The organism is Photobacterium sanguinicancri (assembly GCF_024346675.1).
Classification (GTDB): domain Bacteria; phylum Pseudomonadota; class Gammaproteobacteria; order Enterobacterales; family Vibrionaceae; genus Photobacterium; species Photobacterium sanguinicancri.
Genome location: NZ_AP024851.1, coordinates 125,957 through 150,424, shown reverse-complemented (window position 1 = coordinate 150,424; position 24,468 = coordinate 125,957). Strand labels below are relative to the sequence as shown.

Sequence of the window (24,468 nt, the reverse complement as noted above, 5' to 3'; positions counted from 1 at the left end):
AAAATTCATTTTTATCGGCTAATTCTCAAAATAGCAATTTATCGCACTATTAAACATTTTTTTTACAATTATCTTGCAGCTGGATCCTATAATTAGCTTGACCGACCAGTTACCATGACATTAGATTTAACAAGTACGCAACAAAACAAGGATGAATTTGTATGACCTTACCTCTCTCTGCTGATCGTTTAAAGGAAACCACTATGCTTCAACCTCTACCCCATGAAATGATTTTAAAGTGGGCAGAAGAGCGTGCTGACGAAATTTACCTGCGCCAAATTAATAACCGTAAGTTTGTTGATTATTCTTATGCTGATGTAGCCGATAAAGCGCTAAGACTTGTCAGTGCACTGCGTGACTTAGGTATTCAACCCGGTGATCGTGTCGCTCTTGCTTCCAAAAACTGTGCTGAGTGGTTTATTTGTGACTTAGCCATGATGCTTGGTAGCTACATCAGTGTTCCTGTTTTTCCTACAGCAGGTGCAGAAACAATCGAGCATTGCGTTACACACAGTGAATCTAAAGTATTAATCATCGGTAAGCTCGACGATAGCAAAGCCATTAAGTCCGTTTGTAGCCACCTTCCCGATGTTATTACTATTGGTTTTAACTATGACAGTACACCGCCTTGTCAGTACCAGTTCAATACGCTGGTAGAACAGCACGAACCATCAGCCGAACGTCCAACGTATGAAAACGATGATCTTATGTCGATTGTGTACACCTCTGGTACATCTGGCTTACCAAAAGGTGCCATGCTTAGCTTTGGGGCGTTTGCATGGTCTTCGCAACGTTTGATTGATCATATCGGTATGCAAGATGGCGAACGCCTATTCTCTTACTTACCACTCGCGCACATTACTGAACGTGTCTACATTTTCGGTTCTTCCGTTATGGCCGGCATGCAAGTCGCCTTCCCTGAGTCACTTGATACTTTCATTGATGATGTGAAGATGCACCGACCAACGCTGTTTATTTCAGTTCCTCGTTTATGGACGCTATTCCAGCAACGTATTCAGGATAAATTGCCACAACGTAAACTCGACTTCTTGCTAAAAATCCCATTCATTTCAGGGGTAATTAAGCGTAAGTTAGCCGATGGACTTGGCCTTGATAAAGCACGCGTATTAGGTTGTGGTTCTGCGCCCGTCTCCCCTGCGTTACTGCGTTGGTATGAACGTATCGGGCTACATATCACTGAAGCTTGGGGCATGACAGAGTCTTTTGCCTACAGCACACTAAATCACCCATTCCGCAGCGATAAAATTGGTTCAGTCGGGAACCCAGGTCCTGGGGTAGAGATTAAAATTGCAGCCGACGAAGAGATTTTGGTTCGAAGCGAAGGACTTTTCTCTGGCTACTACAAAAATGAAGAAGCCAGCAAAGAATGCTTTGATAAAGACGGGTGGCTATATACAGGTGACATCGGCTCTGTAGATGATGAAGGCTATGTCACCATTGAAGGCCGCAAGAAAGATACATTCAAAACAGCAAAAGGAAAGTTCGTTTCTCCAGTTCCAATTGAGAAACGTCTGTTCGAGTTAAGTAATGTTGAGCTGATGTGCTTAGTTGGCTCTGGTATGCCAGCACCGGTTTTATTAGCCATTCCCCACGAGTTCCCGAACTTTGATCGCAAACGCTATGAGAAAAAGGTCCACCATGTGATTGAAGTCATCAACCAAGAACTTGAATCTCATGCGAAGATCAAGGGCGTATTGATGATCAAAGAACCCTGGAGTATCGAAAACGGTGTGCTTACCCCGACGCTTAAAATTAAACGTCATATTCTAGAGAAACGTTATCAAGAGATTGGTAATGAATGGCCAAAAGGCCAGTTGGTGCAATGGGAAGAGTAATCGTCGATATTACCTCTCAATAATGTCTCTTTAAAAAAGCCAACCTGTTTAATAGGTTGGCTTTTTATTGTAGTCAGGCAATATGCCTTTTAACTCACATAGTGAATACTTACTTCAACGCATTCACTATAGTATCTACATTGTATTCCATCATTTTTAAATACGTCGGTGCAGGACCTGTTGGTTCTGAAAGCGCATCTGAATATAACTGACCACCGATCTTAGCATCGGTTTCACGACTGATTTGTTCAATTAAACGGTTATCAGAGATGTTTTCAACAAATACCGCTTTAATACCTTCACTACGGATTTGCTTAATAATCTTAGCCACATCCCCTGCACTCGCCTCTGATTCCGTGCTTGTACCTTGTGGTGCATGAAAATCGATCTTGTAATCTCTCGCCATATAAGCAAAGGCAGCATGTGGCGTTATGACTTTACGTTTTCCTTCTGGAATTAATGCGATTTTTTTATGTAACTTAACATCGAGTTTATCCAGTTTCTGGATATACAGAGCTGCATTTCGTTGGTAATCGTCAGCGTTAGCTGGATCAACCTTTGTTAGGCCCTTCTCGATATTTTTCACATAGACTTTCACATTTTTGATGCTATGCCATGAATGCGGGTCAAACTCACCATGGGCATGACCGTGGTCGTGGTCATGGTCATGGTCATGGTCATGGTCATGGTCATGGTCATGGTCATGGTCATCATGATGGCCGTGACCGCCACAAGAGCAACTATGGCCTTTAATTGTATCGATACCGTCAGCGGCTAACACTTTGTTACCCTTAAAATTAGACGACTCCAATAAACGAGGCATCCAACCTTCAAACTCAAGCCCATTCATCACGACTAGCTGTGCTGATGCAATTGCCTTCGCGTCTAAAGGTGCTGGGTTATATACGTGTGCATCACCATTTGCTTTAACTAAGTTAGTAATAGCAACATGGTCGCCACCTACTTGTTGAACAAGATCACCCAACACAGAAAAACTGGTAACAACAGGAACTTTTGTATCGGCCATTACTGCTGAACTACAACCAAGCCCAAGCGCAATCATTGAAACTGCGAACGTTGCTTTAGACATTTACCTCTCCTTATTATTAATTTGCAAATTGCTTCAGCAATAAGCCGCCATGACGTCCTATTAGTAACGACACGATATACATTCCACCCAATACCAAGACGATAGCTGGGCTGGTTGCCAGACTGGCGTGATACGATAAAAACAGACCGAAGTAACAACTCACTACAGAGGCAAAAAAAGCAATAACCAGCATTACACCCAAACGAGCCGTCCAAAAACGTGCAATCGCAGCAGGTAAAATCATTAAGCCGACCGCCATTAACGTCCCTAAAGCGTGGAAACCTGCAACTAGGTTCAACACGACCAAGAGTAAAAAGCTGTAATGGGCAACAGAACTTAATTTACTCACCGTTCTGAAAAAAGCAGGATCAACACATTCCATTACGATTGGTCGATATAAAATGGCCAGCATTAACATTGAAATGGTTGCTATCGAGGTCAATAAAATCAGCGCTTCATCGTTCAGTGCCAACGTTGATCCAAAAAGCACGTGTAACAAATCAACATTGCTGCCTTTTGATGAGATAATCAGGACGCCCGTTGCTAATGAAAGAAGATAAAAAGCCGCCATGCTCGAATCTTCTTCAGCATGGGAATGCCGTGCCACAATGCCCGCTAAAACCGCAACAATACACCCAGCAACAACGCCACCAATTGTCATCGCAGAAACTGATAAGCCTGAAATCAAAAATCCGATGGCCGCTCCAGGCAAAATAGCGTGCGCCATTGCATCACCGGTAAGGCTCATTCGACGTAACGTCAGAAAGACACCAATCGGGGTTGCGCTTAAACTCAGCACAATACATCCCCACAATGCGCGCTGCATGAAAGAGAAATCGGAAAAGGGTTCAATAAATAAGGTGTAAAATTCAGTACTCATGCGGCTTGGCTTTTATTTAAAGGTTGTTCCATCGGGTTTTGAGCTAAATGTTGGTATCCAGCTGCAATCAAGTTGGCGGAAGCTAATACTTCGTTAGCTTCACCTTTGGCGATCATTTTGGTTGCTACTAACATCACTTGCGGAAAATATCGCTGTACTAATGCCAAATCATGAATGACCGCGACTACCGTTTTGCCCGCTTGCTGACAGCCGCTGATCACTTGCATTAAATCTTCAATGGTTTGTACATCGATAGCGTTGAATGGCTCATCTAATAACAAAACATCTGCATCTTGCACTAGCATTCGGGCAAATAACATACGCTGAAATTGCCCACCTGATAGCGCACTGATTTGACGTTCTTCCATACCCAGCAAACCAACGGTTTCGATTGCTTGATACATTTTTGCATTTTCTTGACGACTAAATGCCCGCCAAAAACTCAAACGTCGCCAAGCACCAGCAGCAACAAACTCACGTACTGTGATTGGGAATTGTTTATCGATTTCGCTGCTCTGCGGTAAGTAAGCGATATCTTTCAAACTATGCCGTCCAAGAAAAATGGCGCCATCACTCGGCTTGAGCTGATTCATGATCGCTTTAAGTAACGTAGACTTACCAGCCCCATTAGGGCCAACCACCGCGAGTAGCTCTCCGCTTTCAATCTTTGCAGACACGCAGTCAAGCGCCAGTTCATTACGATAACAAACTGATAAATTATCTATTAATATCATTGAATTAAAACTATTAAGTGGGATTATTTCAGTAGTAAAGACAGCATCAACCACATCAAGCTGATACCACAAGTCACTCCGAATAAACGGATAGGCACACTTGTAAGCAATAAGGAAAATCGCTCGCAAGCGAATGTTATATCATCACAATTATTATCGGTAACTTGAGGTTGATTATTCGATTTCATTCTTCTTAACTATTTCTTCAGCTGCTCATCAGAGTTCGATCTGCATCTAATGAACAAAACCAGACTTCGTTATAATATAACATAACAATTCCAACCATGCCTAGTTGTTTAGAATTAATCGCATTTAAACTTTTGCCAAACCAAGCTATGTAACTAAAACCTCCCGCCAATAGCTCAACGTGATATCAACCTGCGTAACGTTCGTTACGCATAAGAGGCATCTATAATATTTAGTCACAAAATTCATTAGAGTGCCCTAACACAAACCTTGCGCTAACCTACCGAAATCACCATAAACATGTTATCTTTCACGCCAATAAAACAACATACACAATTTCATAAAAGACCAAGCCTAAGCCATGACTTCAGCCAATAGTTCTCCTGAGAAAAAAGCCGCTATCACCAACAGCAAACCAGAGAAAAAATCATGGTTGCGCCGCCTATGCACTTGGCTGGTCATTACCTTCAGTATCGTCATTCTTGCGCTCATCATTGCGTTGACTGTTGGTATCAAGGTCGACCTTATGCCTTATCGCGATCGCATTGCTCAAACCCTTACCGATAACCTTCATCGTGATACGCGTATTTCTGGCGATATTGAATTGCTTATTGGCTTTAGCCCTGAGATCAACGTGAATCAAGTTGAAATCGCCAATGTTGAAGCTGTCTCTTGGCAACCTATGCTGACCTCTGGCCATATTTCGGCCAAAATTAACGTACTTCCCCTATTACAAAACACATTATCCATTGACTATGTAACGCTCAGTGATATCAGTGTACTGCTCTTTAAAGATTACGAAGGCAAGGAAAATTGGCAGTTCGATGCCATTCAAACAAGCGATACGGCGCAAGTAAGCACTAACAAAGACCCGTTGAGCTTTAATCTTAGTATTGGTGATCGTATCACCGCCAAAAACATCAACCTTGTTTACGATGATCAATCGCAAGGTAGCTACATTGACTGGCAACTCGAGAGTCTTGATTTACAGCAACAAAACGATCAATGGCATCTCGTCACTCAAGGTTATGCGCTAGGCCAGCAATACAATTTGACACTGGATGGTGATTTAGAAGACATCATTAACCAGCAAACAGGTAACGTTTCTATTCAAGGCGCATTTGCTGGCGCTAAACTGGCTATTGATGCTAGCTTACAACCACCACAAGCCGGTGATTCAACAGCAAGTGTCAAACTTGACTGGCAAGACACTCAGCCTATTGAAGACTTACTGGGTTTAGATGTTAAGCACGTTGCCCCACTCTCTATCAGCACCAACCTTTCAGCATCAGCAAAACACTTATTTGTGAATGATGTAAAGCTACGTAGCCCGATAACATCAGCGGATGGTCACTTTGCTATTGAATTAGGTAAGCATAACTTCATTGATGGTCAGCTAGACATCCCAGTGATTGATCTTCGCCCTTGGTTACAGCCAGAACCTGAACCACAAATGATGATGGCATACTCAAGCGCTCCCCCACAAAAATCACCGTTGCAGCAAGCACTAGATAAATGGTTGATTGAAACCACCACAAAACTTGGTATTCATATAGGTGAAATAAAAGGTTTAGGCACAAGCGTCGAAAATCTATCGCTGAATGTAGAAGGTGAAGCCGGTAAATTATCGGCTCCGATGACAGCCGATATTGCACTTGTTCCTTTCCGTGGTAACGCAACGATTGATGCTACAGAGTGGACATCCAATGTAGAGATTCAACTAGGCGCATCTGATTCATCTCTCGGTGAAATGGCGCGCTGGTTAACAGGGATCTACGCTGCAAAAGGGCACCTTGAAGATGCAAAACTACAGGTTAAAACATCTGGCACCAAGTTAAGTGAGTGGCTCGACAACAGTGAAATCGCACTAACAATTGATCAAGCAAAAGTAAATTGGGCCAAAGCCGCAACCTTTAGTATTGATAACGCACGGCTTCATGCAGGAATGCATCTACCTTTTAAATCATCGATTCAAGGTGAGTTAATGGGTATTCCAGCGCATATTACTGCACAGGCAGGGACACTCGCCGATATTATCGAACGCCGAGACTGGCCAACTCAATTTGAGTTTAAAAGCCCAGTATTAACGGCTCGCGCAAAAGGTATGTTAGTACAAACTAACTGGCAAGAAGGCAGCCACTTTTCGCTATCGATAAAAGGCAATGATGCTAGCGCATTAAGCCCATGGCTAGGCACGCAAGCTCTGGTCTCTGGCCCTATCGCTATCGAAGGTAAGCTCAGTTACCAAGATGGGCTTATTGCTTTGTTAATGAATGAACTTACCCTCATGAATAGCCATGGTCAGATCGCGCTTAAATGGCGCCCTGAGCCCGATAATCAGTGGGCAGCTATCAGTGGGCAATTCTCTCGATTGGATTTCACTCAGTTTGGCCAATTCATTAATGATGACGAATTACCAGAGGTTGAACAAACCATTCCAACCCAAGGTGCAAACCTCACAATTCCACTACTCAGCGATGATATCGTTATAATTGATGCTGATGTAGATTTTGCGGTCGACACACTGGTATGGGCAGATCAGCAGCTATCGGATATTGCTTTTAATGGGAAAATGCGCAACGGCAACATGCCCTCTTCGCCATTTAAAATGCGCTATGCGGGCAGTCAGTATAACGGTGACATCTCACTAAATATAAATGCTGCCACCATTAATTCTCAGCTCAACCTTGTTGTTAATAAACCAAACATAGGTCAAATAGCCCAGAACCTCAGCATTACCAATGATCTTGGTATGACGCTAGATCAAGCCAAGTTAGCGATCCACTTATCAGGCCGCACTGTGCTAGAGCTAATGGAAATGGCAAAAATAAATGCACAGCTAACAGGCGGTCAATTACTGCTTTCAGATATTTACACAGGTAAAGCCTTGGATGTGTACTTAGCACAAGGACAGTTTGCAACAGGGCCGACAACCAACACCACCTTATCCTTACAAGGTAATGTAGCTGAACGCCCTGTGAACCTTTTGCTGTCTTCGGTTTCGTTAAAACAAGCCAATGATGGCCGTAAAACACTGCCAGCTTCTATGGCCTTATCCATTGGTGATATGCAATTTAACGCCAAGTCTGAATTGGCGTTGCCGCTAGACTTCAAAAAATTAGCACTCAACTTACAGGCTGAGATACCTAATCTCGATCGCCTTAACCACTTTACAGGTGTGGCACTTCCACCCTATGGCCCTATTACCTTAAAAGCCCAGTTAGCATCAGATGAAAATGGCTACCGTTTCCGCGATTTATTAATCAAAGTCAGCGAGAGCCAATTAACAGGGTATGGCGACCTTCAACCTCAGGGTAAATATAACAAGCCAGATGTTCGTATTGCTTTAACCGCCCCTTTTATCCAATTAGATGACTTCCAAGTCGGTAATTGGCAAGCATGGCTAGACGAAAATCATGCGTCGACAGAGGAAAGCGCTCAAACGCCACCAGATACTAAAAACCAGCCATCCCCTGTTATTAGCCCTGAAGGCTTAAACTGGCTCAATGGTGATCTCACAGTTGCCGTCAATGAAGTACGATCGGGTAAAGATTGGTTGGGTGCGGGTTCACTTCATCTAAACCTCCAAAACGGACATTTAGTGCTTGAACCCTTGCACGTCAAATTACCCGGGGGCGATGTTGCCATTAATGCAAAAATCAAAGCGCGTGGTGATATGTTCGATATTGACTTGCAAGGTAAAGTGGACAATTTCAACTATGGTGTTCTAGCCCGTCGCATTCAAAACGATACGGATATGTCAGGTAAAATCAGTACACAATTCTCACTGACAAGCCTTGCCAATTCACCAGATACCTTGATGAGAAATGCCAACGGTTTTATTGGTTTTGCCGCTTGGCCAGAGGCATTTGAAGCCGACCTGATTGACCTGTGGGCAGTGAACCTAACCGACGCCATCTTACCGAGCTTTACCGATGAAAATAACTCGGTACTGAACTGTGTTGCTGCGGGGGTTGATATCCGTGATGGTAATATCAAACAACGGAATATGTTGCTCGATACCACGCGTATTCAAGTGAATGGTAAATTTGATGCGTCATACCAAGATCGTAGTTTTGATCTCTACCTACGACCGCAGTCGAAGAAAGCCCAAATCTTCAGCTTACAAACGCCAATCGAAGTACATGGTCAATTTGATGACTTTGATTTGAATGTTCCGCTGTCTGCTATTTTTGAAACATCAGTGCGTTTTACCACCAGCCCAGTCATTTCACCTATACGCTGGCTAATTGAAAAACCATTAGAGCGTGATGGAAGCAAGACCTGTGAGCTCATTTGGCAAGGTAAGCAATAGTGACGTCAAGACACATATCAGTAGAGTAAACCCTTACTATCGTTGACTCGACATTGGCATCCTAACTACCAAGCCCAAACCGCATAGGTTTGGGCTTTTTCGTCTCAAACACAATAAATTCGACTCAACGAAAACGCATAAACTTAAAGCTAGCTGGATTAAATAGAGCAGTATCGATGCATGCACCCGATACAGCACTGCATTTAATCGGTCACATTAAATACAACTTCGGACAGTAATACTCATACCATTAGTCTATGAGCTAGGTAATGCTTCAACAGCCACTAAGTGAGCGACTATCAACACAAAAGCCGCTACTTACTGGCAAGTAAGTTAGCGGCTTTCCAACATTCAAGATAACGATTCAGCACATTGGGATAAAGAGCGAATCGATAGGTTTCTTATTTTTGGGTGTCGTCTTTATGTTCTGCGCGGTAATACTCCCACGAATCAACAACAGTACCGTCAGGCAGTTTACATTGACCAAATTGACCATCTGCGTTTTCGCTAATAAAGCTCTCACCACCCTGCTCTTCACAAAATACAGAAGCTGGATTGGCCATGCCAATCAACGCCGCTTGACCTTCTTCATTGTTCTCTCGGAAATACTCCCATGCCTCAACTTCGGTACCGTCAGTTAGCTGACAAAAGCCAACTTGGCCATTCTCACCATCTTTGTTGATATAAGTACCGCCCTGCTCTTCACAGAAAACGGCTGATGGGTTTGCCATACCAATTGGCTGATCAGCTGTATCTTTATCTTGTTCGTTCATGAATGCCCACTCTTCAACCAAGCGACCGTCACTTAGTTTACAATAACCAACTTGGCCGCTTTCCTCATCTTTAATAACCACCGCTCCACCCTGTTCAACACAGAATTCAGAGGCAGGGTTTGCCATTGATGGCTGATTTTCTTGTGGTTTTTCAGCTTCAGAGCACGCCGTTAGCCCTACGGCTGCCAATAAGGCGACTAATAGTGTTTTTTTCATGAGTAAAAATCCTATCGCTGTGTTGTTTACGGTCAATAATCAAACGTCATTTTAATGACCATCGTTTGATGTTGTACCTTACGGGTATTTAAGTTGATGTCAAACCATATTACCTAGGGTAATAACCTAAACCCTATGTATTGAAACAGTCAGCATTATCGCTTCAAAATTTACGCTCTTATTTAACAAGAAACTGTGAGTTATGGAACGAAGTACAAAAAATTAGACATTCTATGTGATTTTTAGTCAATAAGGCCTAGTAAGTATGCGTTTTGGGCATGAACTATATTTGTATCTGTATTCGTTTTCACTCATAATATTGCGCCTAAATTAGCCAAGAAATGGTTAAGCACGAGTAGGTTGTGGTAAATGGAACAAAAAATATTAGTAGTGGAAGATAGTCGACCTTTTCGCCGAGCCATCGAATCTGAATTAAGGCAAGCTGGCTTCTTACCTGTTTTTGCTGAAACCATTGCCGAGGCCGAGCAAGTACTTGACCAAAACACCGACTTTCTTTGCGCTATTCTTGATTATTGTCTGCCCGACGGACAAGATGGTGAAATCATTGATGTTTGCTTATCTGTAGGCATAAAAGTTATCGTCTTAACTGCGATGATGGATGAAATGACACGTGAGAAAGTGTTAGCTAAAACCGTTATCGACTATATTCCCAAAGACAGCCCAAGCTGCATTGCATCTATCATTCCTATTCTGAACCGTTTAGCAAAAAACAGTAGCCATAAGGTACTGCTCGTTGATGACTCCATCACTGCACGCAAATACACCCGTAGTTTATTAGAACGCCAATACCTCAATGTTATTGAAGCGAAAAATGGTGAGCATGCCTTAGAAGTCATGCAAAAAGACAGTGAGATCAGCCTCGTTATCACCGATTATGCGATGCCTGAACGTGATGGCGTAAGTTTAGTCAAAGAGTTGCGCAAAAGATACAGTTTGAACAAGTTAGCTATCATTGGCTTGTCTGGCAGTGATGAGGCCTCGTTGACCGCGAAATTTTTAAAAGCTGGCGCAAACGATTTTTTAACCAAGCCATTTAATCAGGAAGAGTTCTACTGTCGCTTACATAGCACATTAAACATTCTGGATTCAGAGCGTCGGTTATACCATCTCGCCAATCAAGATTACTTAACACAGACGTGGAATCGTCGTTATTTCTTCGACCACCCAATGAGTAAGAATCATCAATCACCACGATGCTTAGCACTGATTGACATCGATAACTTTAAAGCCATTAACGATAGCTTTGGTCACCATATCGGTGACATGGTCTTGATTGAACTCGCAACCATATTAAAAAACTATTTCCCCGATGCGTTAGTTTCACGTTTCGGTGGCGAAGAGTTCTGTATTCTTTACGGTAACTCTCCACATATTTTTGAACAGCGTTTGGAAGCAATGACAAACGAAATTGCGAGTTCTGAATTAACAATCCTGAGTAATAAGATTAAATATACTGTCAGTACAGGTGTTGTTGCTGCGGAAAGTAACATTCACGATTTATTACGACGCGCAGATGAGTGCTTATACAAGGCTAAATCGCAAGGCCGAAACTGCATTGTTAAAGAGCAGTACGTATAAAAAAGCCAGTTGAGTAATCAACTGGCTTTTACCGATTTAATACAACTTAGCTTTCACTCTGCACTATTTCTTTTAAAGACTAATCATTTTCCACAGCGTGTTGTGCTTCAACGTCTTGCGCTTTCTCAGCTAAGTTATCGAGCTCAACAGGTAGAGTCTGCTTCACATAAATACCAGGAGCAGGCATCAATCCTGGGTAGTTATCATTACCCATAGGGCGTGCATCAACAGGCTCAGCTTCAGTAAAGCTATCTAACCACTGATCCCAATGAGTCCACCAAGAACCATCTTGTCGCTCAGCACCTTTCAACCATGCTTCAGGATCATCACCAAGATCATCATTCAGCCAATAGCCGTACTTGTTCTTCGCTGGGTGATTCACAATACCAGCAATGTGGCCAGACTCACCTAAAACAAACGTCGATTTACCGCTTAAATTACGTGAACCACGGTATGTGCCCTGCCAAAGCGCGATATGATCTTCAATCGTAGAGATAAAGTAAGTTGGCACCTTAATCTTGCTAAGATCGATATTTACGCCGCCAACTTGTATACCTTTCGGATCAACAAGCTTGTTCTCTAAGTAGAACTTACGCAGTAACGTATTATGGCAAGACGCCGCCACATTGGTACTATCACCATTCCAATACAGTAAATCAAAATCGATTGGGCTATTACCTTTAAGGTAATTGTTAATGTAGTAGTTCCAATACAAGCTGTTTTCACGCAGCAAGCTAAATGTCACACTTAGCGATCGACCATCCATGTAACCTTTCGACAGGTTCTCTGCTTCAATGGCCGAGATGATAGGGTCATTGATGTAAGCACCAATCTCACCTGGCTGAGAGAAATCAAGCAAAGTAGTAAAGAAGGTTGCTGACTTCACACGGTTACGCATACGTTTAGCGGAGTAGTACGCTAATGTGGTCGCTAATAAGCTACCACCTATGCAGTAACCCGCCGTATTGATTTGCTTTTCACCTGTAATGTCTGCAACTGCATCAATGGCTTTTAACGTGCCATCTAATACATAATGCTCAAAATCAACATCAATCATAGATGCATCAGGATTACGCCAAGACATCATAAATACCGTATGGCCTTGCTCTACCAACCAGCGCACCATTGAATTCTTCTCACGAAGATCAAGAATGTAATACTTGTTGATAAACGGCGGTACGATAAGTAATGGGGTAGCGTTAACTTGTTCGGTTAATGGCTTGTATTGAATCAACTCAAACAAATCATTTTTGAACACGACCTCACCCGCCGTATTCGCAACATTCGTTCCCAGTTCAAATGCGCTATCATTCGTCATCCGAATTTTAAGCACATCAGCACTTGATTGAATGTCTTCCTGAAGTAACTCCATCCCTTTGATCAAGTTCTCACCGTTACTTTCAACAGTTAACTTCATCAATTCAGGGTTAGTTGTTACGAAATTTGTTGGTGATAGCGCATTGATAGCTTGACGAGAAAAGAAGCTTAGTCGCTCCTTGGTCTTTTCATCTAGCCCTTCAATGGCATCGATGCTTTCTTGCATCGTGTTGCTATAAAGCAAATAAGACTGCTTGATGTAATTATAAAATGCTTCGTTTTCCCATGCGGGATCACTAAAGCGTTTGTCATCTTTTGCAGGTTTTACTGCGGCATCTCCATCACCCGCATTCATGGTAATGTTCTGCCAAATTTTCATTTGGTTTTCCCACCAATTCATCTGCACAGCTGCAAGCGCAGCAGGTTGTGCAGAGGCTTTCTCAATTAGTTGTGTTGCGTCGTCAAGATTGACTTCATTGAGTGCTTTATTAAGGGGAGTATTAATGGCTGCCTTGCCAGAATCCAATTCTTTCCACCACAGCTGATTCATCTCTTGGAGCTTGGCAAAGTAGTCCGAAAAGAAGTTTTGATCCATGATAATGACCTCGTTTATGGACTAAAAAATGCCGCCTTTAAAAAAGGCGGCATTACGGTCATTTATTTACGCTGTTGGTGTTGCTTGTTGTACATTTTCAGCGACAAGCTCTTCAACATCCGTTTTGAATTCTTGAGCAATAGACTGAAATTTATTGCTGTCTTCCATAAGTTGCTGAGACAACTTAGTCAACGTTTCAAGTTGTTGACCATTAAAAGCCGTTAGAGATTGTACGTCTTTAACTTCACCAACCGCCTTTAGTTGAGACAAGCCAAGGTCACTGTATGCACGAACGGCTGCTAGTTGTAGCTCGGTAATATCTTCAACATTTTTCGTGAAAAGCTTATTGAATTTCACGTATGGTGCCAGTGTTTTCTCTGTTTGATCTGAGAACGATTTGAACATTTCCGTATACATGTTTGTATCCTTAATTTTTAAGTAATAAGCCGGCGGCAAGTATCATTAGCCATGTCACTATTCGCCAGTACGTATCATTGGTTAAACACTTTTCAAGACAATGGCAGTACCCATACCACCACCGACACACAAAGTTGCGAGGCCATATTCTGTATTACGACGACGCATTTCATGAAGCAAGCTGACAATAATTCGGTTACCCGAAGCACCAAGTGGATGGCCAAGTGCAATTGCGCCACCATTCACATTCGAGCGCTCAGCAATGTCTTCTACTTTCACATCAAGCTCATCAGCAAGCTCATGCAGCACACCGAGAGCTTGACCAGCAAATGCTTCGTTGAATTCAAATAGCCCAATTTGATCAATCGATAATTCAGCTTTCTTCAGCGCTTTAATCACTGCGGGAACGGGACCAAGGCCCATCACTTCAGGCGCAACACCTGCTTGCGCATAACTTTCAATTTCAGCAAGCGGGGTTAAATTATATTTTTTAACTGCAGCTTCAGAGGCAACGATAATCGCACTACCACCATCATTGATGCCAGAAGCGTTACCTGCCGTTACTGAACCTTCTTTATTAAAAGCAGGGCGTAAATTCGCAAGGCTTTCAATACTTGCATCGGCTTTTGGGTACTCATCGGTATCAACAATCGATGTTTTACGGCGTACCGTTACTTCAACTGCCGCTATTTCGTCTTTAAACGTGCCCTGCTCTATCGCTGCAACAGCGCGTTGCTGACTTGCCAATGCGAAGTTATCTTGTTGCTCACGCGTCAAGCCAACTTTTGCCACCACATTTTCAGCCGTAACACCCATGTGATAGTTATTGAACACATCCGTTAGACCATCTGCAATCAGCAAATCGGTCATTTCAAGATTACCCATTTTTTGGCCATCGCGAACTTTCGACGAGACACAAAATGGAATTTGCGACATGCTTTCAGCACCCGCAGCGACCACAAGATCTGCATCACCAGCTTTGATATGCGCAGCGGCATCCATGACAGTTTTCATCCCACTACCACAGACCATATTTAAGCTATAAGCTGGCACTTCATTAGGAATACCTGCGAACAAAGCAGCTTGTCGGCCAGGTCCCATCCCTTGACCCGCCCCCACAACGTTACCAACGATGACTTCATCAAGGTTCGCGGGGTTAACATTTGCTTGTTCAACTGCCGCCTTAATTGCTACAGCCCCCAAATGTGCTGGAGAAACTGACTTTAGTGCACCATTAAAGCTACCAATTGGGGTACGTTTTGCTGCAACAATAAATACTTTTGCCATTTCCAAATTCCTTTATTCCATTAAAAGAGGTGCACTTAGTGCATGTACAAACCGCCATTGACATTCAAGGTCTCACCCGTAATGTATGCGGCCTGTTCACTGGCTAGGAAAGTCACTGCTGAAGCAATTTCTTCAGGTTTTGCTAAACGCTTCATTGGAATTTCAGCTTTAATTCCATCAAGCACTTCTTCACGAATAGCTTCAACCATAGGTGTTCCCGTATAACCCGGTGCAATGGCATTTACTGTCACGCCTGAACGTGCACCTTCTGCGGCAAGGGCTTTTGTAAAACCAATCATGCCGGCTTTAGCAGCCGAATAGTTAGCTTGACCAAATTGGCCTTTTAAACCATTAACCGAGGTGATGTTAATAATGCGTGCATTACCGTGTTCACACATAGAAGCAAACAGTGGTTGTGTCACATTAAATAAGCTATTCAAATTCGTATTGATAACCTCATTCCATTGCTGAGCCGTCATACGCTTGAACGTTGTATCGCGTGTAATACCTGCATTATTTACCAAGACATCAATGTTGCCTTCTTCTTGCAATAATGTTGCAAGTGCTTCTTCGCAATATGCGGAATCCGTTACATCCAACGGAAGTAAGCGCACTTGGTCATCGGAATAATTATTCGCTTTGAACCATTTCTTTGCACACGCTTCATTTGTTGGGAAGTATGTTGCAATCACACGAAAACCTGCTGCAACTAAACCATCTGTAATAGATGAACCAATACCACCTTTAGCACCTGTAACTAATGCCTTCTTTGCCATGAAAACCGACTCCTTTCCGCTCTTAATGAGAACATACACTACTGATATACAAGTAAAATAAAACTCGCACGCCAACGCTAGGTATATTTCTGCCAACCAAATTTACGTTTACGTTTTCTATTGAGTTACCAATATCCTAGAGCTATTTAAATACACTTCCGTGATGCATTTGTTGCATATTTATTATAAGAGCACAGAGTCATATAGATATCAACACACAGCATGAATGGTCGTACCAATATACCTGAATAGAATCACACTTATGTTTTCTATCAATAAAACACACAGACGTAACAGATACGTTGAAATGATGTTTTATTTCTAGGTATATCACGCACTAATAGAGTGAATAAAAGTTAAGCTATTATTTATAAAGAAAATTTTATTCAAAGCCGAAACGAAGAAAGCACTCATGCACAAAGGAAGAGAGAATGCGTACAGTAATGACTCCCGCTAACAACAGATTTCTCATTAGCTTCAATGCAGCACTAATAATTGAATTATCAAGATTGAAATGAATCGTAGGCAAGACATTTAGCTGCAACTATCACTCTTGCACACAACGATTAGGATTATGTAATGCAGAAGCATCGTTGTCGGTCTGGCATCAAATTAGACGAGAGAGCGATGCCATGAGGCGAAATTGGTACGTGAGCAAACAAGGAAGCGTTAGACAAAACGCAGAAAGAAGATTTAAAGTACTTAATTTAGTCTTTATTTCTCGAACTTATTCCATTTTATTTAGTCATATCAGGTATTAAACCTATTTTGTCTATCAACAAGGACAATCTACTCCATGCTAGCAGATACATTTCAACGCCTTAACACATACTTAGAAAGCCAAGTTATTGGTCAACCCGCATTAGTTAAACAACTGCTCATCGCCTTACTCGCTGATGGTCATATCTTAGTGGAAGGGCCTCCAGGACTTGCGAAAACACGTGCGGTAAAAGTATTGTCTGACTGTATTGAAGGTGATTTCCATCGCATCCAATTTACACCCGATCTCTTGCCTTCCGATTTAACAGGCACCGATATTTTCCGTCCAGAAACAGGGGAGTTCACGTTTCAGCCGGGGCCTATTTTTAATGCCTTGGTCCTTGCGGATGAAATCAACCGCGCCCCTGCAAAAGTACAAGCTGCGATGCTAGAAGCCATGGCAGAAAAACAGATAACCGCAGGACGTAATACTTACCCTCTGCCGGATTTATTTTTGGTTATGGCAACCCAAAACCCGATAGAACAAGAAGGCACTTACCCGCTACCTGAAGCGCAACTTGACCGTTTTTTGTTGCAGCTAAACGTTGATTATCCGAGTGAAGCCAGCGAGCTAGAGATCCTTCGGTTAAACCGTGGTGAAGCACAAGGTCTAGAAAAGCCAGAAGCTGTTCATATCACGGAAGAAACCATCTTTGCAGCCCGACAAGCCGTATTAAGTACTTATATGGCTGAAGATATTGAGCATTACATCATTCGTTTAGTCATGGCGACACGACAACCAGAACGCTACGGTGATCAGCTTAATAACTGGCTTCAAATGGGGGTTAGCCCTCGCGCCACACTGGCATTAGATCGCTGCGCCCGTGCTCATGCTTGGCTTAATGGCCGTGATTTTGTAACACCCGAAGATGTACAGCTAATGGCCTACCCTGTTCTGCGTCATCGCTTATTACTTAGCTATGAAGCACAAGCTGAAAACATTCAGCCAGACACCATTATCGCCACGTTAATTGCACAGGTTGCCAGCGTATGACGTTAGCAACCCCAGCCAACGTGTTACCGACACACAGTGACGGCGTTCATCTTTGCCTTGCAGAATTGCTGCAATATAAAGATCAGGCCGTTCGCTGGTTAGCCCCAGCACAAAGTATTTGGTCACACTTAAACGGGAAGCACAGCAGCCGCCAAAAAGGCCGGGGGATGAACTTTTCAGAAGTCCGCCCGTACCAAGCTGGTGATGACATTCGTACCATTGATTGGCGCGTAACTGCGCGTACCGGAAAAACACATACCAAGCTGTTTACCGAAGAACGTGAACAACCCGTCATGTTATTGATTGATCTTAGTAGTAGCATGCAGTTTGGCTCTCAACTGATGCTGAAATCAGTACAAGCTGCGCACTTTGCCAGCCTACTTTGCTGGCTGACTATCAAAGAACAAGACCGTATTGGGGCTATCGTTTATAACGGTAAAACACTGCATGAAATAAAACCAACAGGCCGCCAACAAGGTGCACTACGCGTTATTAATCAGTTGATTGCGAGTCAGCAACAGATTAATACCAATATCCACACTCAGCCTCATGATGCAGCCCAAGAAACATCCAGCCCTGCGATTGGATTTTCTGCGGCACTGCGCCACCTCAGCCATTTATGCCCGAAAGGCAGCGAAATCATCATTGTTAGTGATTTCCATGCTCTCAAGGCAGATGATAAACAGTCATTAAGTCGATTACGTCATCACAATCGTATCCAATTTGTGCAAATCCATGACCCATTAGAGCAAGGCATAACGGCATTCCGTGGCACCGAGCAGGTCGCCGATCAGACACAGTCTGTTTGGTTGAATTTTTCGGCAACAAATACGCGAGAACAGCTGAGCACTCAATTTCTACATCATCAACAGCTGATCAAAACACTCGCTAATTCATTAGCCATTCCTCTGTATAGCCTTGATGCAGCTTCACCTTTGCTCCAGCAGCTAGGGCAACAGAAAGGGGAGTCATAAATTATGTCAGTACAATCAACGCCGACAGCAACACTGCCTCTTGCAGACATCGTTTTACCGCCACCACCAAGCCAGTGGGTACTCGCTTGGGGTTGGTGGGTGCTTGCCATCATATTATTGATCGCAATTGCTGTAGCTCTACGGGGCATTCATCGTTATTTTCAGCACCGTAAAGCACAAAAATCCGCTTTGGCAGTGCTCGCGACATACCGTCACAACGGATCGTTAAGTGATCTTAATACCTTGCTTCGCCAAGCGGCCCTCAGCTATTTTCCGCGACAGCATGTCGCATCACTGACAGGCCATACTTGGTTGCTCTTTTTAGACCAGCAATTTACAAAGCCTTCTCTGATTGGATTCGTTAAAAATGAAGCTGTTTGGCAACGCGGATTATTCTCTGAAACCAGCCTCACATCAGAAGAATATCAACAATGTTACCGTCTAGCTGAAACTTGGTTAACCCATGCGCTTCCACCATCACAGAGCAAGCCAAAAGCTGGATTAAGCAGTACTGAAATAAAAACGGAGAATAACCGTGTTTGAGTTTACGTGGTTATGGGCAGGTCTATTATTACCACTCCCCTACCTTATCTATCGGTTTGCGAAACCCGTCCACCAGCAAGCCGCGGTCACTCTTCCTCAGCTTCCTGAGGGTATAGGCCAGCAACAAAAACGCAGTCAATTTGGCTTAATCACCATGTCGTTGATCTGGATAGCGCTAATTGCAGCACTTGCACGCCCCGTTTGGTACGGCGATCCGATCGAGATCAACCCCGATCACCGCGACATGCTACTTGCCGTGGATCTATCAGGATCAATGTCGATCGAAGACATGGTAACGCCTTCAGGCAATAATATTGATCGCCTCACTGCGGTTAAGAATGTACTGACTGATTTTATCAAAGAGCGCAAAGGCGACCGCCTCGGGCTGGTGTTGTTTGCGAACCATGCTTACTTACAAACGCCGCTCACGTTTGACCGTAAAACCGTTGAACAACAGCTAGATCGTACTGTACTGGGATTAATCGGTCAGGCTACCGCCATTGGTGAAGGCTTAGGTGTAGCGACCAAAACGTTCATTGATAGTGAAGCACCACAGCGCGTTATCGTTTTACTCAGTGACGGGGCAAATACCGCTGGCGTTATTGAGCCTTTAGAAGCAGCAAGACTAGCAGCTGAAAGTAAAGTTACGATATATACCGTGGGGGTTGGCGCAGAAGAAATGATCCAACAAGGGCTGTTTAGTAATCGGGTTGTTAACCCTTCACAAGATCTGGATGAAGCCATGCTAACACGCATCGCCGATATGACGGGAGGCCAATATTTTCGTGCTCGTAACCCACAAGAACTAAGCAACATTTATCAGTTAATTGATCAAATGGAGCCAATTAACACCGCACAACAAACATGGCGACCAAGGGATGAACTATTCCGTTACCCACTCGCTTTTGCATTCATTCTCTCTTGTTTATTGGTTATTTTTAGGAGGGCACGTGGCTGATTTCACCCTTCTTCATCCACTTTGGCTATTGGCACTTATTCCACTTGCAATCTTATTGCCGTGGCTTCATTCATCACGCCAGAAAACACGCTTAATTGCGCCACACCTGGCCAAGCACTTTGGTATCACACCGCAAAACAATACCCCGTTTACGTATGGGTTAGCGCTTGTTTGGCTGATCAGCGTCGTGGCATTAGCGGGTCCCAGTTGGCAAAAATCGCCTGTACCCGCTTACTCTATTTCAGGTGCACGCGTATTGGTCATGGACATGTCTCGCTCTATGTATGCCACTGATATTACACCTAATCGCCTCACGCAAGCTCGTTTCAAGGCATTAGATTTACTGCCAGGTTGGCAAGAAGGTAGTACGGGCTTAGTGACATACGCGGCAGACGGCTACATCGTTAGTCCACTGACACAAGACAGCAATACACTGGCGAGCTTAATCCCGCATTTATCGCCAGAGCTACTCCCTATCCAAGGCAGTAATGCCGCTACCGGTATAGAAGAAGCCATCAGCTTGTTAAAGCAAGCAGGCCACGCTGTTGGCGATATTGTTTTGGTGACTGATGGCCTAAGTAAAAAAGAATCTGAACAGAGTCTCGCCCTGCTTAGTCAGCATAAATTCCGTTTATCTATTTTAGCCGTTGGCACCCAGCAAGGTGCCCCCATCCAACTGGCTGATGGACGTATTTTGAATGATAAAAATGGGCAACCTGTTATCGATAAAGTGAACCTTGATACCTTGTTGCCGCTTGTTCGCCAAACAGGAGGAACATTGCAGCTTTCTCAGAATGATAACCGCGATGTCGAGGCATTAATTGCATTAACAGGAAAACCGTTACAGCAAGCCAATCAAAGCAAAGATAAAACACTCGATGAGCGTATCAATAATGGTTTTTGGTTACTCATCCCTATTTGTTTATTCGCTTTATTCGGATTTCGTCGCGGGTTACTAGTGGCTGTTCCTTTAGTGCTACTGCCTGTTCACGATGCTCACGCAAGCCCATGGCAAACAAGTGATCAGCAAGGGATTAAATTGTACGAACAGGAAGATTACGCAGCAGCAGCAGAGCATTTTTCCGATCCAGCGTGGCAAGGTGCAAGCCAATATAAAAACGGCGACTTTCCTGCTGCCATAGAATCATTAGCTCCGCTCAATGATGCGACATCTCAGTACAATTTAGGGAATGCTTACGCGCAAAGCGGTCAATATGAAGAAGCGATCAAAGCTTATGATCAAGCCCTGAAGCAGCAACCTGATTTTGCTCAAGCACAGAAAAACCGTTCAGTTGTTGAGCAAGTACAGCAACAGCAACAGCAACAGCAACAGCAACAGCAACAGCAACAGCAACAGCAACAGCAACAGCAACAGCAACAGCAACAGCAACAGCAACAGCAACAGCAACAGCAACAGCAACAGCAACAGCAACAGCAACAGCAACAGCAACAAAAGAATGATCAATCAAATCAGCAAAATCAGCAAAATCAGCAAAATCAGCAAAATCAGCAAAATCAGCAAAATCAGCAAAATCAGCAAAATCAGCAAAATCAGCAAAATCAGCAAAATCAGCAAAATCAGCAAAATCAGCAAAATCAGCAAAATCAGCAAAATCAGCAAAATCAGCAAAATGCTAATCAAAACCAACACGAGCAAGCAAATCAATCATCAAAGAATTCTACATCGCCACCTTCGCCACAACCCAATAAGGCTAAGGATCAGCAAGATGATAAAAACGATGATCAGCAAACGGCTCGCCGCCAAGAAAGCAAAAGCGATCAAAGCAAACAGCAACCAACAAGTGCAGATAAGCAAGATCAAGCCAAAAAAGGACAAGCATCGATCAACAAGGAAAATGGCGAGAAGGGAGATAAAAACAACGCACTCTCAGCCAGTAACCCTATTTTGAAGAAGCTAGAACAAATTCCTGATGACACCGGTGGTTTGATCCGCGCTCAAATTATTTTGCAGGCCCGCCAAAAAGAGGCACCTGAAGCAACTGAGAACTCATGGTAAGTAGAATGAAAAATAGAATTCAATCGCAACATCAGGTTGCGTCTTTCTCATGGATACTGTCACGCCTTCGTCACGTTATGGCATGGTTAGCCCTGAGTGCGTGCGCTTTAATCCCTGTTATGGCTCAGGCCGCACAAGTTGAAGCGACGGTGTCGAAAAACATTGTCGCTGTGAATGAAGTATTCCAACTTACGATTGCTATCGACAGTAACGTTAACCCAAATTCATTGGATCTATCCGCATTAGGAGAGAACTTCACGTATGGACGACCGAGTGTAAGCAGTAACAATGCATACAGTAACGGTACGCTCTCAAGCAGCACTCAGTGGCGTATTGCCGTAGCAGCTAAAGCTGTTGGCACAGCGACGATTCCAAGCTTTCGTATTGGCGCAACAACTAGCGAGCCGATCTCGATTAAGGTACTCAAGTCAGCAAATGTAGCCACCAGTTCCGAACCTAATATTAAACTGAGCAGTTCACTCGACAAACAAACCTTATATGTCGGTGAAAGCGCGCGACTTACGGTGAGAATATTAATTGCCGAGCAACTGGATCAAGCTGCACTAGTGGCACCTGAAGCAAAAGGCATTGATATTGTTCAACAAGGTGAAGACAAACAAGCTGAGCGTCTTTTGAATGGTCGCCGTTATATTGAAATTACCCGTCAGTATCAACTTACCCCTTTCGAGAGCGGAGACATCGTTCTAAAAGGTGCACAATTTAAAACCAGCGTGGTGAAAGGGAGTCGCGGCTTTGGCTCAACACTTAGCGTACCGTTCGACAAGAAAACAGATGATATAACGCTAACCGTTAAACCCAAACCAAGTAACTTCCAAGGGTTATGGTTACCAACGGCCGATCTACAACTGGATCAAACATGGAACCCCAGTTCTACCACTGCTCGCGTTGGCGATCCGATCACACGTACATTAACGTTAAGAATCAAGGATGTTGCTCAAAGTAGCATGCCAAACCTGAATATTGATTACCCAAGTTCTGTTCGTGTTTACAGCGAAAAGCCCGTGTATGGCCAACAGAATGGCTATACCAGTATGATGATTAAGCAAGTCATTATCCCTCGTGAAGTTGGTGAACTTCGCTTACCACCTCTTACGATTAACTGGTGGAATACCAGCAGTAATCAGCAACAAACAACTCACGTTGACGGCTTAACATTAGCTGTAAAAGAAGGTGACCTCAGCAATAATGTTCAACTGCCGATCTTAAATGAACCCGCCTCCCAACCTACAGCAAATACGGCAAACGCCGTTGAAGTACAGATGGTGAAAGATGCTGGTTTTTGGCCGTGGTTAACCGCAATTGTCACCTCGCTATGGTTGCTAACGACCGGTTTTTGGTTAAAAGAACGTCACAAAAAACGTCCACAGCTATCATCACAACAGCAAGCGCAACAAGCACCGCATTCGGCACCATCAACTAACGGTCAAGTGCTATCGTATCTACTGGCTGCCGTTCAAGCCAATCAGCCGATACAGGTACAATCTTACTATCAACAGTGGCAACACTGTGACTATCAAGCGGATTATATCGAACGTGTCGCGGCCGAGGTGAATACGATGATGGAAGCCCACTACAGTGCACGTTCGCACACTTGGGATAATCAGGCATTGCTCGCTTTATTAGGCCAAGCAAATAAACATTTACTTCAATCTGTCGCTCACGAGGCCTTAGCTCCTCTTACGCCTTCACAAAGTAAGAAGAATCCATCTTCAGCTAAAGGGCAGTAAGCATAAGTAATCGCTAGTTCAGTTTATTGACCGTGCTTATATACAGCACGGTCAATGAACAAAGCTAAACACAACGTTGCTACACATATTAAGTTGCTAGGTATATTAAGTGGCTTTGCATCTTAAGGTACTAGGCATAGTAAGTGGCTATGAATACATTTGAGTAATCTATTGGACGCTAAAATAATCCACCGTCATGCTAGGAAACTCACTTACATTTAGTTACAAGCAACCTAAAAAACCATCACCGGCACATGTAAAAAAGCGCACCCAACTACCCATATTTAACAATTAACGACAACACGACACCCCGCAAATTACCCGCAACCCCTTGCCAGTGTGGCGTATACCCTGTTCTCAATAATCAAAGATAAATATAGGTTAATCACGTGTTAAATAGTGGTTTCTAAAAAGATGACTAGTAATCAGTCTTA

17 protein-coding genes are annotated in these 24,468 nt (G+C 43.5%); 9 read left to right on the top strand and 8 right to left on the bottom strand.

Translation table 11 applies throughout. The features are described from left to right. Positions 1-161: 161 nt before the first annotated feature. On the top strand, positions 162-1,856 hold the full coding sequence (locus OCU87_RS17620) for an AMP-binding protein (protein WP_094957768.1): 1,695 nt from the start codon (positions 162-164) through the stop codon (positions 1,854-1,856). Positions 1,857-1,965: 109 nt separating this feature from the next. On the opposite strand, the gene OCU87_RS17615 is transcribed toward OCU87_RS17620, so the two are convergent. Genes OCU87_RS17615 through OCU87_RS17605 form a run of 3 tightly spaced genes read right to left on the bottom strand, consistent with a single transcriptional unit; the run spans position 1,966 to position 4,632 of the window. After that, on the bottom strand, positions 1,966-2,946 hold the full coding sequence (locus OCU87_RS17615) for a metal ABC transporter substrate-binding protein (protein ID WP_261858958.1): 981 nt from the start codon (positions 2,944-2,946) through the stop codon (positions 1,966-1,968). A gap of 16 nt (positions 2,947-2,962) precedes the next feature. Next, positions 2,963-3,826, bottom strand: coding sequence for a metal ABC transporter permease (locus tag OCU87_RS17610; protein ID WP_062691459.1), 864 nt, complete (start codon positions 3,824-3,826; stop codon positions 2,963-2,965). After that, a complete protein-coding gene (locus OCU87_RS17605; protein WP_261858957.1) occupies positions 3,823-4,632 on the bottom strand; it encodes a metal ABC transporter ATP-binding protein in 810 nt (269 codons plus the stop codon). The genes OCU87_RS17610 and OCU87_RS17605 overlap by 4 nt, the downstream gene beginning before the upstream one ends. Before the next feature lie 475 nt (positions 4,633-5,107). On the opposite strand from OCU87_RS17605, the gene OCU87_RS17600 reads away from it, so the two are divergent. Further along, positions 5,108-9,061 carry an AsmA family protein gene (locus OCU87_RS17600; RefSeq protein WP_261858956.1) on the top strand — a complete coding sequence of 1,318 codons (3,954 nt, stop codon included), beginning with the start codon at positions 5,108-5,110 and terminating at the stop codon, positions 9,059-9,061. A 401-nt stretch (positions 9,062-9,462) separates the two neighbouring features. Here the strand turns inward: OCU87_RS17600 and OCU87_RS17595 are convergent, their stop codons facing one another. After that, positions 9,463-10,050 (bottom strand): putative hemolysin, encoded by a 588-nt coding sequence (locus OCU87_RS17595; protein WP_083540999.1) that lies wholly within the window; start codon positions 10,048-10,050, stop codon positions 9,463-9,465. 369 nt (positions 10,051-10,419) lie between these two features. Between OCU87_RS17595 and OCU87_RS17590 the strand changes: the two genes are divergently transcribed. Then, positions 10,420-11,649: a response regulator gene (locus tag OCU87_RS17590; RefSeq protein ID WP_261858955.1), complete on the top strand. Its 1,230-nt coding sequence runs from the start codon at positions 10,420-10,422 to the stop codon at positions 11,647-11,649. Between the two features lie 79 nt (positions 11,650-11,728). On the opposite strand, the gene phaC is transcribed toward OCU87_RS17590, so the two are convergent. From phaC to OCU87_RS17570, 4 genes are all read right to left on the bottom strand, one after another. Next, entirely contained in the window at positions 11,729-13,561 is a 1,833-nt protein-coding gene (gene phaC / locus OCU87_RS17585) for a class I poly(R)-hydroxyalkanoic acid synthase (RefSeq protein WP_261858954.1), read from the bottom strand. Between the two features lie 66 nt (positions 13,562-13,627). Continuing rightward, positions 13,628-13,978 carry a phasin family protein gene (locus tag OCU87_RS17580; protein ID WP_062691465.1) on the bottom strand — a complete coding sequence of 117 codons (351 nt, stop codon included), beginning with the start codon at positions 13,976-13,978 and terminating at the stop codon, positions 13,628-13,630. Positions 13,979-14,059: 81 nt separating this feature from the next. Beyond that, complete coding sequence (locus tag OCU87_RS17575) at positions 14,060-15,265, bottom strand: acetyl-CoA C-acetyltransferase (protein WP_094957774.1); 1,206 nt, start codon at positions 15,263-15,265, stop codon at positions 14,060-14,062. A 35-nt stretch (positions 15,266-15,300) separates the two neighbouring features. Further along, the gene (locus tag OCU87_RS17570; protein WP_062691469.1) at positions 15,301-16,041 is read right to left on the bottom strand and encodes an SDR family oxidoreductase; all 741 of its coding nucleotides are present in this window, start codon (positions 16,039-16,041) and stop codon (positions 15,301-15,303) included. Positions 16,042-16,837: 796 nt separating this feature from the next. Between OCU87_RS17570 and OCU87_RS17565 the strand changes: the two genes are divergently transcribed. From OCU87_RS17565 to OCU87_RS17540, 6 genes are read left to right on the top strand one after another with little or no spacing between them, the layout of a single operon-like run. After that, positions 16,838-17,794 (top strand): AAA family ATPase, encoded by a 957-nt coding sequence (locus OCU87_RS17565; RefSeq protein WP_062691471.1) that lies wholly within the window; start codon positions 16,838-16,840, stop codon positions 17,792-17,794. Next, the gene (locus OCU87_RS17560; RefSeq protein ID WP_261858953.1) at positions 17,791-18,768 is read left to right on the top strand and encodes a DUF58 domain-containing protein; all 978 of its coding nucleotides are present in this window, start codon (positions 17,791-17,793) and stop codon (positions 18,766-18,768) included. The genes OCU87_RS17565 and OCU87_RS17560 overlap by 4 nt, the downstream gene beginning before the upstream one ends. 3 nt (positions 18,769-18,771) lie before the next feature. After that, positions 18,772-19,311, top strand: coding sequence for a DUF4381 domain-containing protein (locus OCU87_RS17555; RefSeq protein ID WP_261858952.1), 540 nt, complete (start codon positions 18,772-18,774; stop codon positions 19,309-19,311). Beyond that, positions 19,304-20,269: a vWA domain-containing protein gene (locus tag OCU87_RS17550; RefSeq protein ID WP_062691475.1), complete on the top strand. Its 966-nt coding sequence runs from the start codon at positions 19,304-19,306 to the stop codon at positions 20,267-20,269. Before OCU87_RS17555 ends, OCU87_RS17550 begins: the two co-directional genes overlap by 8 nt. Further along, a complete protein-coding gene (locus tag OCU87_RS17545; RefSeq protein WP_261858951.1) occupies positions 20,262-22,286 on the top strand; it encodes a vWA domain-containing protein in 2,025 nt (674 codons plus the stop codon). Before OCU87_RS17550 ends, OCU87_RS17545 begins: the two co-directional genes overlap by 8 nt. Before the next feature lie 5 nt (positions 22,287-22,291). Beyond that, positions 22,292-24,034: a BatD family protein gene (locus tag OCU87_RS17540; RefSeq protein WP_261858950.1), complete on the top strand. Its 1,743-nt coding sequence runs from the start codon at positions 22,292-22,294 to the stop codon at positions 24,032-24,034. Positions 24,035-24,468 lie beyond the last annotated feature (434 nt).

What these genes read in the sequence shown, in the direction of transcription:
- OCU87_RS17620 (WP_094957768.1), top strand. Translation starts at nt 162, where the DNA reads ATGACCTTACCTCTCTCTGCTGATCGTTTAAAGGAAACCACTATGCTT.
- OCU87_RS17615 (WP_261858958.1), bottom strand. Translation starts at nt 2,946, where the DNA reads ATGTCTAAAGCAACGTTCGCAGTTTCAATGATTGCGCTTGGGCTTGGT.
- OCU87_RS17610 (WP_062691459.1), bottom strand. Translation starts at nt 3,826, where the DNA reads ATGAGTACTGAATTTTACACCTTATTTATTGAACCCTTTTCCGATTTC.
- OCU87_RS17600 (WP_261858956.1), top strand. Translation starts at nt 5,108, where the DNA reads ATGACTTCAGCCAATAGTTCTCCTGAGAAAAAAGCCGCTATCACCAAC.
- OCU87_RS17595 (WP_083540999.1), bottom strand. Translation starts at nt 10,050, where the DNA reads ATGAAAAAAACACTATTAGTCGCCTTATTGGCAGCCGTAGGGCTAACG.
- OCU87_RS17590 (WP_261858955.1), top strand. Translation starts at nt 10,420, where the DNA reads ATGGAACAAAAAATATTAGTAGTGGAAGATAGTCGACCTTTTCGCCGA.
- phaC (WP_261858954.1), bottom strand. Translation starts at nt 13,561, where the DNA reads ATGGATCAAAACTTCTTTTCGGACTACTTTGCCAAGCTCCAAGAGATG.
- OCU87_RS17580 (WP_062691465.1), bottom strand. Translation starts at nt 13,978, where the DNA reads ATGTATACGGAAATGTTCAAATCGTTCTCAGATCAAACAGAGAAAACA.
- OCU87_RS17575 (WP_094957774.1), bottom strand. Translation starts at nt 15,265, where the DNA reads ATGGCAAAAGTATTTATTGTTGCAGCAAAACGTACCCCAATTGGTAGC.
- OCU87_RS17570 (WP_062691469.1), bottom strand. Translation starts at nt 16,041, where the DNA reads ATGGCAAAGAAGGCATTAGTTACAGGTGCTAAAGGTGGTATTGGTTCA.
- OCU87_RS17565 (WP_062691471.1), top strand. Translation starts at nt 16,838, where the DNA reads ATGCTAGCAGATACATTTCAACGCCTTAACACATACTTAGAAAGCCAA.
- OCU87_RS17560 (WP_261858953.1), top strand. Translation starts at nt 17,791, where the DNA reads ATGACGTTAGCAACCCCAGCCAACGTGTTACCGACACACAGTGACGGC.
- OCU87_RS17555 (WP_261858952.1), top strand. Translation starts at nt 18,772, where the DNA reads ATGTCAGTACAATCAACGCCGACAGCAACACTGCCTCTTGCAGACATC.
- OCU87_RS17540 (WP_261858950.1), top strand. Translation starts at nt 22,292, where the DNA reads ATGAAAAATAGAATTCAATCGCAACATCAGGTTGCGTCTTTCTCATGG.